Annotated in this window: 14 protein-coding genes and 1 pseudogene; 10 read left to right on the top strand and 5 right to left on the bottom strand. The window is 69.6% G+C overall.

Features of this window, described 5'->3' with window-relative positions; translation table 11 throughout:
* Positions 1-172: 172 nt before the first annotated feature.
* The 4 genes from M878_RS71270 to M878_RS71255 all read right to left on the bottom strand — a co-directional run bounded on the left by M878_RS71270 (position 173) and on the right by M878_RS71255 (position 5,064).
* Complete coding sequence (locus tag M878_RS71270; protein ID WP_078630644.1) at positions 173-1,117, bottom strand: bifunctional lytic transglycosylase/C40 family peptidase; 945 nt, start codon at positions 1,115-1,117, stop codon at positions 173-175.
* A gap of 113 nt (positions 1,118-1,230) precedes the next feature.
* Positions 1,231-2,961: a serine/threonine-protein kinase gene (locus tag M878_RS71265; RefSeq protein ID WP_031225441.1), complete on the bottom strand. Its 1,731-nt coding sequence runs from the start codon at positions 2,959-2,961 to the stop codon at positions 1,231-1,233.
* A 129-nt stretch (positions 2,962-3,090) separates the two neighbouring features.
* Positions 3,091-3,861: a trypsin-like serine peptidase gene (locus M878_RS71260; protein WP_023549085.1), complete on the bottom strand. Its 771-nt coding sequence runs from the start codon at positions 3,859-3,861 to the stop codon at positions 3,091-3,093.
* Positions 3,862-4,164: 303 nt separating this feature from the next.
* Positions 4,165-5,064, bottom strand: a complete 900-nt coding sequence (locus tag M878_RS71255) for an oxidoreductase (RefSeq protein WP_031225440.1) — start codon at positions 5,062-5,064, stop codon at positions 4,165-4,167.
* Between the two features lie 53 nt (positions 5,065-5,117).
* Here M878_RS71255 and M878_RS71250 point away from each other — a divergent pair, with 53 nt between their 5' ends.
* The 9 genes and pseudogenes from M878_RS71250 to M878_RS71215 all read left to right on the top strand — a co-directional run bounded on the left by M878_RS71250 (position 5,118) and on the right by M878_RS71215 (position 15,624).
* The gene (locus tag M878_RS71250; RefSeq protein ID WP_023549081.1) at positions 5,118-5,741 is read left to right on the top strand and encodes a TetR/AcrR family transcriptional regulator; all 624 of its coding nucleotides are present in this window, start codon (positions 5,118-5,120) and stop codon (positions 5,739-5,741) included.
* Positions 5,742-6,066: 325 nt separating this feature from the next.
* The gene (locus M878_RS71245) at positions 6,067-7,434 is read left to right on the top strand and encodes a S53 family peptidase (protein ID WP_023549079.1); all 1,368 of its coding nucleotides are present in this window, start codon (positions 6,067-6,069) and stop codon (positions 7,432-7,434) included.
* 203 nt (positions 7,435-7,637) lie between these two features.
* A pseudogene (locus M878_RS000000100065) lies at positions 7,638-8,059 on the top strand (peptidase S8); the annotation flags it as partial.
* Between the two features lie 366 nt (positions 8,060-8,425).
* Entirely contained in the window at positions 8,426-8,734 is a 309-nt protein-coding gene (locus M878_RS71240) for a hypothetical protein (protein WP_009189392.1), read from the top strand.
* A 121-nt stretch (positions 8,735-8,855) separates the two neighbouring features.
* Positions 8,856-9,692, top strand: a complete 837-nt coding sequence (locus M878_RS71235) for a DUF8175 domain-containg protein (RefSeq protein ID WP_023549077.1) — start codon at positions 8,856-8,858, stop codon at positions 9,690-9,692.
* Positions 9,682-11,013 carry a hypothetical protein gene (locus M878_RS71230; protein WP_023549075.1) on the top strand — a complete coding sequence of 444 codons (1,332 nt, stop codon included), beginning with the start codon at positions 9,682-9,684 and terminating at the stop codon, positions 11,011-11,013. The genes M878_RS71235 and M878_RS71230 overlap by 11 nt, the downstream gene beginning before the upstream one ends.
* Positions 11,010-12,569, top strand: coding sequence for an SCO6880 family protein (locus M878_RS71225; protein ID WP_023549073.1), 1,560 nt, complete (start codon positions 11,010-11,012; stop codon positions 12,567-12,569). Before M878_RS71230 ends, M878_RS71225 begins: the two co-directional genes overlap by 4 nt.
* Before the next feature lie 14 nt (positions 12,570-12,583).
* Positions 12,584-13,996: an ATP-binding protein gene (locus tag M878_RS71220; RefSeq protein WP_023549071.1), complete on the top strand. Its 1,413-nt coding sequence runs from the start codon at positions 12,584-12,586 to the stop codon at positions 13,994-13,996.
* A gap of 44 nt (positions 13,997-14,040) precedes the next feature.
* Positions 14,041-15,624, top strand: a complete 1,584-nt coding sequence (locus M878_RS71215) for a type IV secretory system conjugative DNA transfer family protein (RefSeq protein WP_023549069.1) — start codon at positions 14,041-14,043, stop codon at positions 15,622-15,624.
* On the opposite strand, the gene M878_RS71210 is transcribed toward M878_RS71215, so the two are convergent.
* Positions 15,621-16,235, bottom strand: a complete 615-nt coding sequence (locus tag M878_RS71210; RefSeq protein ID WP_023549067.1) for a GNAT family N-acetyltransferase — start codon at positions 16,233-16,235, stop codon at positions 15,621-15,623. The genes M878_RS71215 and M878_RS71210 overlap by 4 nt on opposite strands.
* A gap of 52 nt (positions 16,236-16,287) precedes the next feature.
* On the opposite strand from M878_RS71210, the gene M878_RS71205 reads away from it, so the two are divergent.
* Complete coding sequence (locus tag M878_RS71205; RefSeq protein WP_023549065.1) at positions 16,288-16,839, top strand: cysteine hydrolase family protein; 552 nt, start codon at positions 16,288-16,290, stop codon at positions 16,837-16,839.
* Positions 16,840-16,854 lie beyond the last annotated feature (15 nt).

Genomic DNA, 16,854 nt, shown 5'->3' with positions numbered 1-16,854 from the left:
GTGCTGTGGCCCCTTCGTCGTCCACCGGACGCACCTCGTGTGCGTACGTCAACAGGAACGCATGAGCCCCATCAATACGTTCCACACTCCACTGAATGATCACCCAGACGTTATCGAAGAGAGACTCATCATCGCAGCTCAGGGGGGTGGTTCACGCAGGGTGCACACCCGCTCAAACCGTCGTGGGGAGCGCTTTCGCGCCATCCGCGGTGACGCGCGTGGCGCCGAAGTAGTCGGAGGTGTCGATGGGATCGAACCGGATGACGGCCCCCGTGCGCGGCGCGTCGATCATGTACCCGCCGCCCACATAGATACCCACGTGATGGATGGCCCGCGAATCGCTGAGGTCGGTGGAGAAGAACACCAGATCACCCGGCAGAAGCTGATCCCGCGAGGGATGCGGGCCGGCGTTGTACTGGTCGTTGGCCACCCGCGGAAGCGTGATCCCCACCTTCGCGTACGAGGCCTGCGTCAAGCCCGAACAGTCGAACCGCCCGCCCTGCTCAGCGGTCCCCTCCCCGCCCCACAGATATTGCGTACCGAGCTTGCTCTGGGCGAACCCGATGGCACCGGCGGCCTGTTGGGTGGGGCTGATCCGGCTGACGGGCGCGGCGAAGCTCTGTGAGAGGCTGCGGATCCGCTTGACGTAGTCCTGCGTCTCGGCGATGGCCGGGACCCCGCCGGCCCTTATGACGCGGTACGCACCGGCGTTGTAGGCGGCGAGCATGTTGTCGGAGACGTTGCCCGGGACGTCCTTCACATACTTCGCCAACTCGCAGTCGTACGAAGCGGCCGACGGAATCGCGTCGTTGGGGTCCCAGACGTCCCGCTTGCCGTCACCGTTGCCGTCGATGCCGTGCGTGGCCCAGGTGCTCGGGATGAACTGCGCGATGCCCTGCGCGTCGGCCGGGCTGACGATGGTCGGGTTCCAGCCACTCTCCTGGTACAACTGGGCGGCGAGCAGCGCCGGGGTGATCGCCGGGCACAGGTTGCCCCACTTCTGCACGAGCGACTGGTAGGCAGCCGGCACGGCCCCCTTGGCAAGCCCCCGGCCTCCCGACGTGACCCCGTTGAGGAGGTTCCCGGCGACGACGTACACCCCGACGACGAGCAGCATGACGAAGCTCAGCCCGAGCCCGACGGCCGCCCCACCAACCACCCATACCTTCCGCACGGTTCAACTTTCCCCCATGCCGGAGCGGTTCAAGACGCTTTCGGCGTGATGTGGCGTCATTTCACAGCGAAGCCACCGCACATGACGCTGCTGTAGTCGTGGGGTGTGCGGATGTGGTGCCACTGGACGGTCCAGTCACCGGGATCGTTGGCGAGCGGGACGGCGGGCCAGGACGTCTTCCCGTTCGGATGCCAGGTACGGAAGTCGTCCGGGTAGGTGAGGTACTTCCAGCCGGACGTGCCACCGCCGTAGAGGTCCACGGGCTTGCTGGTGTACCCCAGGGTCACGTTCTGCGTGAGCACTCCGGGGGCGGGTTTTCCGGTGCTCGAGTCGATCTCGTGCGGCGGCTTCACGCTGACGGTCACGTAGTACGGGGCGTGGGTCCCGGACTCCCCAGGGGTCGAGGCGTAGCCGTTGGTCCCGAACCCGATCTTGACCTTGTGGTCGAAGACCGGGCGCTCCCCGCCCTTGCTGGGGTCGTCGGGGTCGGACAGGGAGGTGAGGAAGCCGGCGGGCGCGCTTTCCTCGGCCGGCAGCTGGCACCGTCCCGTCGACGACTGCCAGAAGGTGCGGTCGATGTCGTCACCCGCGTAGGCGGGCGCGCCGCCCTTGCCGTCGGCCGCCTTGGACGCAGTGGCGTGCGCACTCGCGGAAGCCCGGCCTCCCGCGCCGTCCTTGCCGTCCCCCTGCTGGGTGAGCACCACGGCCGCCGTGGCCGTGCCGGCGCCCACCACGAGCCCCACCGCCACGGCCGCCAGCCACCGCTTGCCCGGGCGGCGGCCCGGCTGGGTCATCTGAGTGGGGGTGTAACCGGGCGGGTAACCCGGCGGGCCGTACGGCGCCGGCCCCACCGTCGGCAGGTCGTGCGGCCCCACCGGCGGAGCCGCTGGCGGCGCCACCGGCTGCCGTACCGGCGGCGTCGGGGTCTGCGGTGCGGCCTCGCCCAGTGCGGCGAGGCCGGCGTAGAACGGGTCCTCCACGAGCGCGGACCGCACCCCGCACCGTGCGATCACCTCGGCGAGCCCCGGCCGGGCGGCGGCCTCCTTGGCCACGCATGCCTCGATCAGGGCGGCCAGCTCCGGTGCGACGCCGGTCAGGTCGACGGGCTCGTGGACCGCGCGGTAGCTGACGCCGTTCGGGTCGCCGTTGCCGAAGGGTGCCCGGCCGGTCGCCGCGTAGGCGAGGGTGGCGCCGAGGGCGAACACGTCGGCCGGGGGACCGACCTCGTTGCGCAGCAGCACCTCGGGGGCGGTGAAGCCGGGTGTGCCGGGCGCGAACCCGGCGTCGGTGAGGGCGGTCTGACCGACGCCGCGGGCGATGCCGAAGTCGATGAGCTGCGGGCCCTGGGCGGCGAGGATGACGTTCTGCGGTTTGAGGTCCCGGTGGGTGACGCCGTGTGCGTGGACCGCGGCGAGGCCCTCGGCGAGCGCGGCGCACAGGGCGCGGCAGGTCTCGGCGGGCAGCGGACCGCGTTCGGCGACGGCCTGGGCGAGGGTGGGTCCGGTGACGTACTCCGTGGCCAGCCAGTAGGGGGCGCTGTCCAACGAGGCGTCAATGAGGTTGGCCGTGTAGGCACTCCGGACCGCCCGCGCCGTCTCCACCTCGCGGCGGAACCGGGCCAGTGCCTCGGGATGGTCGGTGATCTCGTCCCGGATCACCTTGATGGCGACGAGCCGCCCGCCGGGCGACCGCCCGAGATAGACCTGTCCCATCCCACCCGCCCCGAGCCGGGCGAGCAGCGTGTGTGTGCCTATGTACGGCGGGTCCTGAGGCTTGAGCGCATCCACGGACACACCTTGCCACGAAGATCAGTTGACGGTCCGGGATGTCTCACGGATCCAGTGGGCGGTCCGGGGGTCTCAGGGATCTGTCAGAGATCTGTCAGGGATCTCTCTCAGAGGTCTGTCAGAGGTCTGTCAGGGTTCGGCGGTCGCGTCCTTGTACAGCTCGGCCGCCTCTCTCCCCAGGGCCACGCTGTACGACACGTCGTCCGTCGAGCCGCCCTCCTCGTGGCCGCCGAGGACGCCGACGACCTGGCCGTCGCCGTTGATCCAGGGGCTGCCGCTGGTGCCGCTGGTGAAGGCAGGGCAGTTGATGCGCTGCTGGGTGCTGCTGTGCGCGGTCGGCTTGTTGGTGCACCTGATGGGCGCCTCGCGGGAGTCGGGGTAGCCGATGACGGTCACGGCGGTGGCGCCGGTGGCCGTGCCGACCATGAACCGGTTGGCTCCCACCACGTCCTCGATCGGCTTGTCGTCCACGTCGTCGACGGTGGCGAAGGCCAGGTCGCTGTCCTCGTCCTGGTCCTTGGCCCACCCGTCGGGCAGATAGCGCTGCCCCACCTTCCACACCCCGAACGGCGCCTTCCCGTCCCGGTAGCCAGGCACGAACACCAGGTCGGTACCGGTGTCGCTCACGCAGTGCGCGGCGGTGACGATGAGGTCACCCTGGGGGCTGTGCACGACCGAGGCCGTGCAGAAGTGCCCGCCGCGCAGGCTGTCGGCCCGGTCCGCGCCGAACAGCGCGCCGACCCGCGCCGTCTGCCGCGTCGCGACGACGTCGGCGGTGACCCCGAGGGGCCCCGGCCCGTCATCGGCAGTCGCCACGGACGCCGACGTCAGGGCGAGCATCACCACAGCGCCGAGCAACGCGGGACGCGAGGTGACCGTGATGCGTGAGATGCGCTCCATCAGTCCTCACTCTGTCCCACGAAAGTGAGAAACCCGCTCCGACTTCACTGAGATTTTCCTGTGAAACCTCCCTACGGCGGCTGAGCTTGGCCGTCCAGAGGCATGTCGCCAGCAGCGACGTCACCCACCGTACTGGGCACCTTCTTGTCCCGCCTCCGTCTCACCTCCATTTGCACTACGAACACAGATGATTACGTTACGTTACAGCTCTGACAATCGGCCCACAGCGCAGCCTCCCGCGCCCGCCCTTCAGGCGGCAGACTTCAGCTTCAGGCGTCCGACTTCAGCTTCAGACGGTCACCTTCAGACGGTCGGCTTCAGACCCCACGTCACTCCCGTCAGCTCCTCCGACAGCGTCCACAGCCGGCGGGCCGCCTCCGGGTCGCTGGCCGCCGCGCTGCGGCCGACCAGCGTGGGGGCGCCACGCATCTCGCCGAGTCCGGCGGGGCCGACGTAGGACGCGCCGGGGAGGTCCTGGCTCGCGGCATAGAGAGTGGGCAGAGCACCGGCCTTGTCGCTCTGCGCGAAGACCTTGTTGCCGACAGCCATGAAGGCCCTGGCCAGGGGGTTCGCATGGTGGCTCTGGAGGTTGGTGGCCGCGTAACCGGGGTGCGCGGCGAGGGCGCGGACCGGGGATCCGGCCTCGGTGAGGCGGCGCTGCAGCTCCAGGGTGAACAGGAGATTGGCCAGCTTGGACTGGGCGTAGGCGCGGGTCGGGGTGTAGCGGCCCCGCAGGTTCACGTCCTCGAAGTGGATCACTCCGTCGCCTCCGCGGTGCAGCCCGGACGACAGCGTCACCACCCGGTCCGTCACCCGCGGCAGCAGCAGGTTGGTCAGCGCGAAGTGCCCGAGGTGGTTCGTACCGAACTGCATCTCGAAGCCCTGCTTGGTGCGCTGCTCCGGCAGCATCATCACGCCCGCGTTGTTGATCAGCAGGTCCAGGGGGCGGTCCCAGGAGTCCGCGAACTCCCGTACCGAGTCCAGGTCGGCCAGGTCCAGGCGGCGCACCTCGGTGCTGCCGCCCACCCGCGCCGCGGCGGCGCCGCCCCGCGCGAGGTCCCGTACGGCGAACACCACATGCGCCCCGGCTCGGGCCAGCGCCTCGGCGGTCACGAGGCCGAGGCCGCTGTTGGCGCCGGTGATCACGACCGTACGGCCGGAGAAGTCGGGCAGGTGGGTCACGTTCCACTTCGTATCAGCCATGCACCGAATGTAGGCATCGACAACAAAGCTGTCAACGACAACATCCCGATACGATGGTGCGCATGCCGCGCCCGTCCTCCTCACCCCCGAGCCGTCCCTACCACCACGGAGACCTGCGCGCCGCCCTGCTCAAGAGCGCCGAGCGCACCCTGCGGGACAAGGGGGCCGGCGCCCTGTCCCTGCGCGAGCTGGCCCGGGACATCGGCGTGAGCCACGCGGCCCCCGGCCGGCACTTCAAGGACAAGCAGGCCCTGCTCGACGCCCTCGCGCTGGACGGATACGAGCGCCTGAACCGGGCCCTGACCACCGCCACCCTGCACCCCGGCCTCGACTTCGAGGGGCGGATGACCGCGCTGGCGCGCGCCTACCTCGGCTTCGCCGTCGAGAACCCCGAGCTGCTGGAGCTGATGTTCGCGCGCAAGCACGACCCCGACAGCTCCGACCGGCTCGCCGCGGCCGTCGACCAGTCCCTCGGCTCCCTCACCCGGATGGTCGCCGACGCCCAGGAGCGCGGCGAGATCGTGCCGGGCGACCCCGAGCGGATCACCATGGTCGCCGCCGCGAGCCTGCACGGCCTCGCCGCGCTCATCGCCAGCTGCGCGCTGGACGCCGAGGAAGCGATGAACGGCCTGGCCGAACACGTCCACCTGCTGCTGAACGGACTCCGGCCGCGATAACACGCGTCAGCCACGGAGCAGTTGGAGCAGTTGGAGCAGTTGGAGCAGCCAGAGCGGAGCGGTTGGAGCAGTTACGCGCGTAGCCCGCACTCCGCGACCAGGCTGTGCACAGGGTCAAGCGGCAACCAGCACAGAGCCAGCACACGGCCATTGATCAGTAAGCCGTCAACCGTCTTGGGTAAGGCGGGAGTCAGGATTCCGAAAGCCCCTTGTTGTCGCGTACTCAACAAGCGAAGGTCGTCGCGGGCCGCCGCCCCCACCGGTCACCCATCGGTGGAACCCCACACCCGCAGGCCTCTGTCCACCACTTCCAGGAGGCTGTACCTTGCGTACGACCACTCCCGACTTCCCCCACATACGCGGTAGATGGGCCCGGATCGGCTCGGCCGCCTTCGGTGCCGCCGCGCTCGTCGTCGCCGGACTCGGCACCGCCGCCCACGCCAGCGCGGACACCGCCGCCACGAGCCACAAGGTGAGCGCCAAGGCCGTAGCCGCCCAGGTCGCCAAGGCCCATGTGCGGTACGAGAAGGCGTGCGGCGCCACCCCGAAGAAGGGCTACGCCGCCTGCGACGCCCTGCGCGTCACCGGCGGTACCACCGCCTTCATGGAGAAGCAGGCCGCGCTCAAGGGCATCGCGCCCAGGACGGTCAAGCCGAACGCCGCGTCCGACTCCCCCACCGGCTACGGCCCCTCGGACATCCAGTCGGCCTACGGCCTGGCCTCCGCCGCCTCCTCCAACGGCTCGGGCGAGACCGTCGCCATCGTCGACGCCTACGACGACCCGAACGCCGAGGCCGACCTCGCGACCTACCGGTCCTACTACGGCCTGCCGGACTGCACCAGCGACAACGGCTGCTTCACCAAGGTCTCCCAGACCGGCTCCACCACCTCCCTGCCCTCGGCCGACAGCGGCTGGGCCGGTGAGGAGTCCCTCGACCTCGACATGGTCAGCGCGACCTGCCCGAACTGCAACATCCTGCTCGTCGAGGCCAAGTCCGCGAGCGACGCCAACCTGGGCACCGCGGTGAACGAGGCCGTCAAGCTGGGCGCCAAGTTCGTCTCCAACAGCTACGGCGGCTCGGAGTCCTCCTCCGACACGACGTACGACACCTCGTACTACAAGCACCCGGGCGTCGCCATCACCGCGAGCGCCGGCGACGAGGGCTACGGCGCCGAGTACCCGGCCGCCTCGAAGTACGTGACCGCCGTCGGCGGCACCGCCCTGAAGACCTCCTCCAACAGCCGCGGCTGGACCGAGAGCGTCTGGAACACCTCCAGCACCGAGGGCACCGGCTCCGGCTGCTCCGCCTACGACGCCAAGCCCAGCTGGCAGACCGACAGCGGCTGCTCCAAGCGCATGATCGCCGACGTGTCCGCCGTGGCCGACCCCGCCACCGGCGTCTCGGTCTACGACTCCTACGGCTCCGACGGCACCGGCTGGAACACCTACGGCGGCACCAGCGCCTCCTCGCCGATCATCGCCTCGGTCTACGCCCTCGCCGGCACCCCGGGCAGCAGCGACTACCCGGCCCGGTACCCGTACAACGCGGCCGGCACCTCCGCCCTGAACGACGTCACCAGCGGCAGCAACGGCACCTGCTCGACGTCGTACTTCTGCACCGCGCGGTCCGGCTACGACGGCCCGACCGGCTGGGGCACCCCACAGGGCACGTCCGCCTTCGGCGCCAGCTGAGCACCGCCTGATCCGCCCCGTCGGGTCACGGGGAGCCGCCGGTTGAGGGGGACGTGGGGTCCCCTCGGCGGCACGGAAGGAAGACGGGCCACGGCAGCCGGCCGCGGCCCGTCTTCCCTGTCCGACTCCCGTGAGACAGATCCACGGCCGCACCCGGCCACCGGCGCCGCCCCGGCACCGCCTTCGCAGCCACCGCCGCACTCGCCCTCGCCGGCCTGGGCACCGCCGTGAACGGGGCCGTCAAGCTGGGCGCCACGTACGTGCCGAACAGCTACGGCGGCTGAGAGTCGTCGTCGGACACGTCGTACGACTCCTCCTACTTCAACCACCCGGGCGTCGCCATCACCATCAGCGCCGGCGACGGGGGCTACGGCGCCGAGTACCCGGCCGCCTCGAAGTACGTGACGGCGGTGGACGGTACGGCTCTCTCCACGTCCTCCTCCGCCTCCCACGGCTGGACGGAGCCGGTGACGTCTCGGCCGCGGCCGGCGCCTCCGCCCTGAACGACGTCACCAGCGGCAACAACGGCACCCGCTCCCCCAGCTATCTGTGCACCGCCCAATCGGGCTACGACGGCCCGACCGGCTGGAGTACCCCGGAGGGCACGTCGGCCTTCACCGGCTGACCGCACCGCCGCACCGCCGCACCGCACGTCAAGACCCCGGCGACCCACACCGCCGGGGCCTTGGCCGTTTTCCGCGCCCCCGCCATGAGAACATCGTGTCGACGCCTCACCCGACCGGCCGTCAGAAACCGCGCCAGGTCGTAAAGGAGGACAACGACAGAACCACACGACAGGTTCCGGTCGGACCTCGTTGCCCGGCGTGACCTGCCGTGATACATAGAGTGACCGTACGGGCTATTCGTACGAAACCCGCCAGTCAATGACGTCAAGTCGACATACGTTGGCGACGTTGTCGGCGACAATGAGGCCTGACCTCTGCACACCGCAGGGGGCAGACGGAACTACCCACCAGGGGCGGTGACTTACATGCTCTTTGCGGCCGACAAGGGAGACATCAACACCATCATCGGCGGGATCGCCCCGAACTGGGGCCCCTTCGGCAGCCTGGGCAACGAGGCCAAGGTGATGATCGAGGTGGTCATGGCCGTGGCCATCCTCCTGTGCCTCGGCATCGCGGTCTGGGGCGCGGCGAAGCAGCGCATCGGGGCCACGGCCCTGCGCGACACCTTCAGCGCGGAACAGGGCAAGGGCCTCATCATCGCCGGTCTGACCGGGGTCTTCATCATCGGCTCCCTGGGCACCCTGTTCACGATCGTGTACGGCATGGCGGTCTAGCCCCGCCTCCCTCTCCCGGCTGAGGTTGCGTCCCCCTGATGCTGATGTCGAGTCACCACACCGCGCCCACGCGGGAACCAGCACGCCTACCGTCGTATGCCTACGAGGGTGAGGGAGCGGCATGAATCCCGGAGACGAACAGTCCTACCCCGACTACGGCGACAGCACGGGCCACACCCGCACCCGCCTCCCCGAGAACGACCCCTACGGCGGCGCCCCCCGCCGCACACCCCGCCGCGCCTCCTGCCGCAGCCTGGTCACCGTGGTGGGCGTGGTGGTCCTCCTGATCGCAGCAATCGCATTCGCCAACAGAGGCGACCACTCCTCCACCAACGACTCGACCACCAAGGGCTCCCAACCCCAGACCTCCACCACAGCTCCCTCCGGCACCCGCCCTGTGGAAACCAAGACAGGCACCATCCCTTCGGGCTTCGCCCGTACGGAGCAGGGGGCGCAGAGCGCGGCGGCGAATTATGCGGTGGCGTTGGGATCGGCAGACATGTTCAACATCGCGACACGGCACGAGATCGTCAATACGGTCTACGCGCCGGACGTCGCACCCGTTCGGCAATCGGCGATGGACAACGCGTACTCCAGCGCGAAGTTCCTCTCCAACATCGGCCTGACTGAGGACGGTACGGCGCCGAAGGGGCAGACGTTCATCTCCCGGGTCATTCCCGTCGGCACCAAGGTCACCGCGTCGGGAGCGGACACCGCCACGGTCGAGGTCTGGTACACCTCGCTCTTCGGCCTCTCGGGCGATGCCTCCACGAACCCCGTGACCGAGAGCTGGTTCACCACGACGTACCAGCTGACGTGGGCCGACAACGACTGGAAGATCAGAGACTTCCAGCAGAAGGACGGGCCCGTACCCGTGGGCCGCGACCAGAAGGCTTCCACCGCCGAGGACATGACGAAGGCCGTCCAGGAGTACGGAGGGTTCACGTATGCGCGCTAACCACCGCACCCTCAGGATCACGGCGATCCTCGCAGTCATGCAGACGGCCGCGGTACTGCTGGCCACCCGCGCCTTCGCCGCACCCTCGCCGTCCCCATCGCCCACGAAGAGCAGCGACCCCTGTGCGCTGATCCGTGATGCCGCCAAGGAGTTCTGCGAGGAAGACCACGGCTCCAAGGGTTCGTCCGGGTCCACCAATACCCCCCTCAACGACACCCTCGACCCCTTGTCCTCCCTCGCCAAGGGCTGTGCCGAGGCCGCTTCCTGGACCATCGCCAAACTGAGCAAAGCCGTGAAGGAGACTGCCAACGTCGACTTCACCAATCCCAAGTTTCTGCAGCAGTACGCCATCGTCTTCGCCGCGTCCACGATCCTCACGCTCCTGCTGTGGCTCCTGGCCGTGGCCAAGCGAGCCGTACGCGGCGTGCCGCTCACGACCGCCATCTCGGAAGCCGTCGGCTTCCTGTGGCTCACCGTGCTCGCCTCCGCCTTCACCCCCCTGATCCTGTACACCGTCGTATCCGCGACGGACGGAGTGACCGACGTCCTCGCCAAAGCCACCGGCGACCAGGCCGACACGTTCTTCGGCACCTTCTCCGGCGCCCTGAACAAGGGCACCGACATCGGCGGCGGCCCCATCATGCTGATCGTCGTCTCCCTGGTCAGCATCCTCGCCGCCGGCGTCCTCTGGCTGGAGCTGGTCATCCGCGCCGCGCTCCTCTACGTCGGCGCCCTCCTCGGCACCGTCGTCTACGCGGGCCTCGTCGACAAGAACCTGTGGGGGCACGTGCGGCGCTGGGCCGGCATCATGATCGCGGTCATTCTCGTGAAACCCGTGATCGTGATCGTGCTCGGGCTCGCCGGCGCCCTCTCCTCCGGCAACGGCCCCGACTCCTTCTCCGCCGTCGTCTCCGGCCTCGCCATCATCCTGCTCGCCATCTTCGCCAGCGCAATGATCTACCGCTTCGTCCCCGGCTTCGGCGACGAGATCGCGAACGGCCGCAACAACCGCATCATGCAGGGCGCCGAGAGCAAGGCCGCCGCCGTCATCAGCTCCCCCGCCACCCTCGTCGCCCAGGGCATCAAGACCCACAGCTCCCGCGCCGACAGCAACGGAGGTGCGGGAGGCCAGGGCAGCAGCACACCTCGCCCCGCCAACCCCGCCGCCGGCGGAGTCGCCGCCCACAGCAGCCGTACTCCCACCGGGGGCGGCGGAGCCGTCCCCTCCGCCACACCCGCGCCCCGCGCGCCCAGCCCCGCCAGCACCCCGCACGCCGGCAACACCCGCAACATCAACCGCACGGGAGGTGAAGGGCGTTGACGACCGAGTCCCACCTGTCCCATCCGGTCACGCCCCGCCGTACATATCTCATCGGCCGCGCCCGGCCGAACGCGATCGTCGGCCGGAACCGCGAGTCCGGCGAGATCGCGCTGATCATCGCCGGCGCGTTCCTCGGCATGATGTGCGGCCTCCTCGTCCCGGTCCTCAGCATGCGGATCGCGCTGCTGACGGGCTTCCCGCTGCTCGCGCTCGCCGCGGTCTACGTGCCGTACAAGCGCCGCACCTTCTACAAGTGGTTCGAGATCAACCGCAGCTACAAGCGGACCATCAAGGGCGGCAGCGCCGTCTACCGGTCGAGCGTCATGGAGGCCGGGACGCGGCTCGACGGGCGGGAGGTCGAGATCGGCCCGCCGCCCGGGATCGGCCGCATCACCTGGCTCGCCGCGCCCTTCGGACCCGACGAGATCGCCGTACTGCTGCACGCCGACCGCAAGACCGTCACCGCCGCCATCGAGATCGAAGGCCCCGGCGTCGGCCTGCGCGACTCCGAGGACCAGGAGGCCCTGGTCGACCGGTTCGGCACCCTGCTCAAGCATGTCGCCAACGGCGACGGGTTCGTGACCCGGCTGCAGATGCTCGCCCGCACGCTGCCCGCCGACCCCGACGCCCACGCCAAGGACGTCGCCCTGCGCGGCGACGGCCGCTCCCTCGACTGGCTCCAGCGGTCCTACGACCAGCTGCAGTCCATGGTGTCCACCAGCAGCGAGCAGCACCGTGCCTACCTCGTCGCCTGCATGCACTACACCCGCGAACTCGCTGCCGAGGCCCACGCCATGGCCCGCGCCGTCCGCGCCCACGGCAGCAAGGTCGACCGGGACGCCGGGCTCGCCGTCGTCATGGCCCGCGAGCTGACCGACATCTGTTCCCGGCTCCAGGAAGCCGACATCCGGGTACGGCAGCCGCTCGGCCAGGGGCGGCTGGCCTCCCTCATCCACTCCATGTACGACCCCGACCACCCCATCGACCACATCCAGGCCATGACCCAGCGCAACGCCTGGCCGGCCGAGCTGGACGCCATGGAGCCCACCTACCTCCAGGCCAAGACCCGGGAGTCGTACACCCGCGCCCCCTGGTGCCATGCCACCGCCTGGGTGAAGGAGTGGCCCATGACCCCGGTGGGCGTGAACTTCCTCGCGCCCCTCCTCGTCCACACCCCCGACGTCATCCGAACGGTCGCCGTCACGATGGATCTCGAACCCACCGAGGTAGCCATCGAACGCATGCTGACCGAGAAGACCAACGACGAGGCCGAGGCCTCCCGCGCCGCCAAGATGAACCGGACCGTGGACCCCCGGGACGTCGCCGCTCACAACCGCCTCGACCAGCGAGGCGAGGACCTGGCGAGTGGCGCCGCCGGCGTGAACCTCGTCGGCTACATCACCGTCTCCTCCCGCACCCCGGAGGCCCTCGCCCGCGACAAGCGCACGATAAGGGCCTCCGCCGGCAAGTCGTACCTCAAGCTGGAGTGGTGCGACCGAGAGCACCACCGCGCCTTCGTGAACACACTTCCCTTCGCCACCGGCATCCGAAGGTAGGGGCTGATTCACCGATGCGGGATCCGCTGTCCGTCCTCACCGACGCCTTCACCTCCTTCCTGTTCGGGAAGGTCGAGACGACCCGGCTGCCGGTACGCACCTCCACAGGCCAGGCCCAGGCGGTCTACCTGCCCACCGCCGCGCCCGGCCTCGGCGACTCCGGCGTCATCATCGGCCGCGAGGTGTACTCCGGAAAGGGCTACATCTACGACCCCTTCCAGCTCTACGGCCAGCAGCTCCCGGCCCCGCACTGGCTCGTCCTCGGCGAGTCCGGCAACGGCAAGTCGGCCCTGGAGAAGACGTACGTCCTGCGCCAGCTGCGCTTCAAGGACCGCCAGGTCGTCGTCCTGGACGCCCAGGGCGAGGACGGCGTCGGCGAGTGGAATCTGATCGCGGAGGAGCTGGGGATAACTCCCATCCGGCTCGACCCGACCGCGGCCCTGGACCACGGCATCCGCCTCAACCCCCTGGACCCCGCGATCACCACCACCGGCCAGCTCGCGCTGCTTCGCACGATCATCGAGGTCGCGATGGGCCACGGCCTGGACGAACGCTCCGGCTTCGCCCTCAAGGTCGCCCACTCCTACGTCAACGAATCCGTCCTCGACCGCCAGCCGGTCCTCACCGACATCGTGGAGCAGCTACGCCACCCGGAGCCGGAGTCGGCCGAGTCGATGAACGTCGCCATAGACGACGTACGGGCCTGGGGCCTGGACGTCGCCCTGGTCCTGGACCGGCTGGTCGACGGTGACCTGCGAGGCATGTTCGACGGCCCGACCACGGTCGGCATCGACCTCGACGCCCCCCTCATCGTCTTCGACCTCTCCCACATCGACCGCAACTCCATCGCCATGCCCATCCTCATGGCGATCGTCGGCGTATGGCTGGAGCACACCTGGATCCGCCCCGACCGGAAGAAGCGCATCTTCCTGGTCGAGGAGGCCTGGCACATCATCAACAGCCCCTTCGTGGCCCAGCTGTTCCAGCGCCTGCTCAAGTTCGGCCGTCGGCTCGGCCTGTCCTTCGTCGCGGTCGTCCACCACCTGTCCGACGTGGTCGACGGAGCCGCGGCCAAGGAGGCGGCGGCGATCCTGAAGATGGCCTCGACCCGCACCATCTACGCCCAGAAGGCCGATGAGGCACGGGCCACCGGCCGGGTACTGGGTTTGCCGAGGTGGGCGGTGGAAATCATTCCGACGCTGACGCCCGGCATCGCCGTCTGGGACGTCAACGGCAACGTCCAGGTGGTCAAACACCTGGTCACGGAGACGGAACGCCCCCTGGTCTTCACCGACCGCGCGATGACCGAGTCCTCCAGCGACCTCACGGCCGACGACGCCCTGCGCGCCGCCGAGCTGGAGGCCGAGCAGCGGGCGGCGGCCTTCGTGGAACAGCATCTGGGCGACTCCGAATCGACGGTGGCGTAGGGACACAGGCACGGGACACAGGCACAGGCACTGGGGAGGAACGGGTGAGACCGGACGCTCGCGATCGCCGCGAGGACCGCCGGGCGGGCCAGGGCGGCATCCCCGACGGTCTGCTCATCGGCATCCTCGCGTTCCTCATCGGCATGACCGTGCTGGTGTGGACGGCCACAGGCCTCGCGGGCCTCTTCGCCAAGGGCGCCTGGCCCCACGCCGTCACCTTCACCCGCACCCCCCTGGCCATGCGCCACCTGATCGGCGCACCCCACGACATCACCGGCGCCTGGCCCAACACCCCCGCCTCCCAGCTCTCCGGCTGGGGCCTCTTCTGGGGCCTGTTCACCGGCCAGCTGATGGCTCTGTTCGTCCTCACCGTGTTCGTGATCGGAACCGTGGCGAGATGGCGAGCGGGACGGGCACGCCGGGCTACGGCAGCCAGGGGGGCCGTGCGGCGGGCAGCGCCGACCGAGAACGCCGTGCAGCGGGCGACGCCGACCGAGGCTGTCGTGCAGCCGACCGCGCCCATCGAGGCTGTCGTGCAACCGACCGCGCCCATCGAGGCTGTCGTGCAGCCGGCTGTGCCGACCGAGCAGCGGTACGAGGTCCCGCTCCCGCATTACGAGGTCCCACTCCCGCGCACCGAGACGGTGCCCGCACCGACGGTGCCCCTCGGTGAACGGACGGGCGGGAGGGAGCCGAACCGCGCCGAAGGCGCGGTGATCTACAGCCCGCCCGCAGCCCGCCAGACGGCCGCCGCCCAGGCCGTACGCGACGCGGAAGGCCCCATCCTCCTGGTCACCTCGAATCCGGCCCTCTGGGCGGAGACAAAGGACACCAGAGCCAAACTGGGCCCCACCCTCCTCTACGACCCCACCCACCTCTGCGACACCCCGGCCCGCCTCCACTGGTCCCTCACAACGGGCTGCGAGGACAGACAAACCGCACTGAGCAGAGCCACCGCTCTCCTCGCCCCCGTACAACCCACGGCCAAACTCGACCAGGCGGTCGTGGACACGGCGACAACCCTCCTCCGGAGCTACCTTCACGCCGCCGCTCTGGAGAACCGCACCATCCGCCACGTCCACCGCTGGTCCCAGGGCAACCAGATCCAGGACGCCGTACGCGCCCTCCGCACCCATCCCAAGGCCGCCCCCGGCGCCGCCGGCGAACTGGAGGCCGCACTCACCGCGCACCCCGAACGCCGGGACATCGCACAGGAGTTGACCAGCCGAGCCCTGTCCGCCCTCTCCACGGTCAACATCCGCGAAGCCTGCACCCCCAACCGAACTGATGCGCTCGTCTTGGATTCCTTCGTCCACGAAGGGGGCACGCTTTATGTGGTCGGTGAATCCATCGAGGACCCCAAGAGCAATCCCGGCGCCATGCCGCTGCTGACGGCCCTCGTCTCGAGCGTGGTCGAGCGCGGCCGGCGCATGGCCGAACGGTCATCCTCCGGTCGGCTCGACCCACCACTCACCCTGATCCTGGACGACATCGCGGCCGTGGCCCCGCTCCCCCAACTCCCGGACCTGCTCGCCACCGGGACCAACCAGGGCCTGCCGACCCTCGCCCTGCTCCGCTCCCGCGAACAGGCCCGCTCCCGCTGGCCCCACCGGGAACTGCCGGTCTAGGTCGGCCACTCCAGAACGAACTCCCACTCGGTCTCCGCCTGATCCTTGAAGAACGGCACGACCACCCCGCTCGGCACGAACCCCACCTTGCGGTAGGCCCCCTGGGCCCGCGCGTTCTGCTCATGCACCAGCAGCCGCACCCGCTCCGCACCCCGTTCCCTCGCCCACGCCACACCGGCGTCGAACAGGGTCTTGATCAGCCCGTTCCCACGGTGCTCGGGCCGCACGTACACCCCCACGACATGCCCCTGCCGACGCTCGATGGCATACCCGGCCCAGTCCTTCGTCCCGGCCTCCTCGATGAGTACGGTGACCGAGCCGGCCCACATCCCGTCGGGCGCCTCGGCGATGAACTGCCGCGCCGCCGTGGAGCCCTCACCCGACCCGACGGCTCTGTCCTGCCAGAACGCGTCGGCCTTGGCCACGGCATCCTCATAGTTCTCCAGAAAGGCGAGCGGCGCGGCCGGATCCCGCAACGCGTCCAGCCGCAGCTGCTTCACCAGGGGCCAGTCGTCGGGCCGTATGGCACGGATGACGTAATCACCCCTGTCGTCACCCCTGTAATCTCCGCTGTAGTCATCGCTGTAGTCATCGCTGGTCAGGGAGCTCATGGGGTCACCGTAGTGCCGAGCGCTGTCAGCGGCATCCCATATTGTGGACGCCATGACAAATCTGCCACAACGGCCGAACACCGCCCTGCTCGTCATCGACGTACAGAACGGCGTGATGGTGCCGGGCTCGCCGAACCGCGACGAGGTCATCGCCAACATCAACACCCTGATCGGCAAGGCCCGCACGGCGAACGTACCGGTGATCTGGATACAGCACCAGGACGAGGAGCTGATCCCCGGCACCGAGGTCTGGGAGTACGTCCCCGAACTGAAGCGCCTCGACACCGAGCCCCTCGTCGCCAAGTGCTACGGGGACTCCTTCGAGGACACCGACCTGGAGTCCGTGCTGGCGGGGCACGCGGTCGGCCGGCTGATCGTCGCTGGCGCCCAGACCGACTTCTGCGTCCGCTCGACCCTGCACGGTGCCCTGGTCCGGGGCTACGACGCGACGCTGGTCGCCGACGCCCACACGACGGAGAACCTCACCGCGTACGGCGCACCCGCCCCGGAGCAGGTGATCGCCCACACAAACCTCTACTGGAACGGCCAGCACGCACCGGGCCGGCGGGGCGGCACGATGAACACGGCCGAAGTCACCTTCTAAAATCACTTCTAAAAA

It is taken from the genome of Streptomyces roseochromogenus subsp. oscitans DS 12.976, from assembly GCF_000497445.1.
GTDB classification, from domain to species: domain Bacteria; phylum Actinomycetota; class Actinomycetes; order Streptomycetales; family Streptomycetaceae; genus Streptomyces; species Streptomyces oscitans.
Note: the sequence above shows the minus strand (reverse complement) of the source record. Positions and strands in the feature narration are given on the sequence as shown.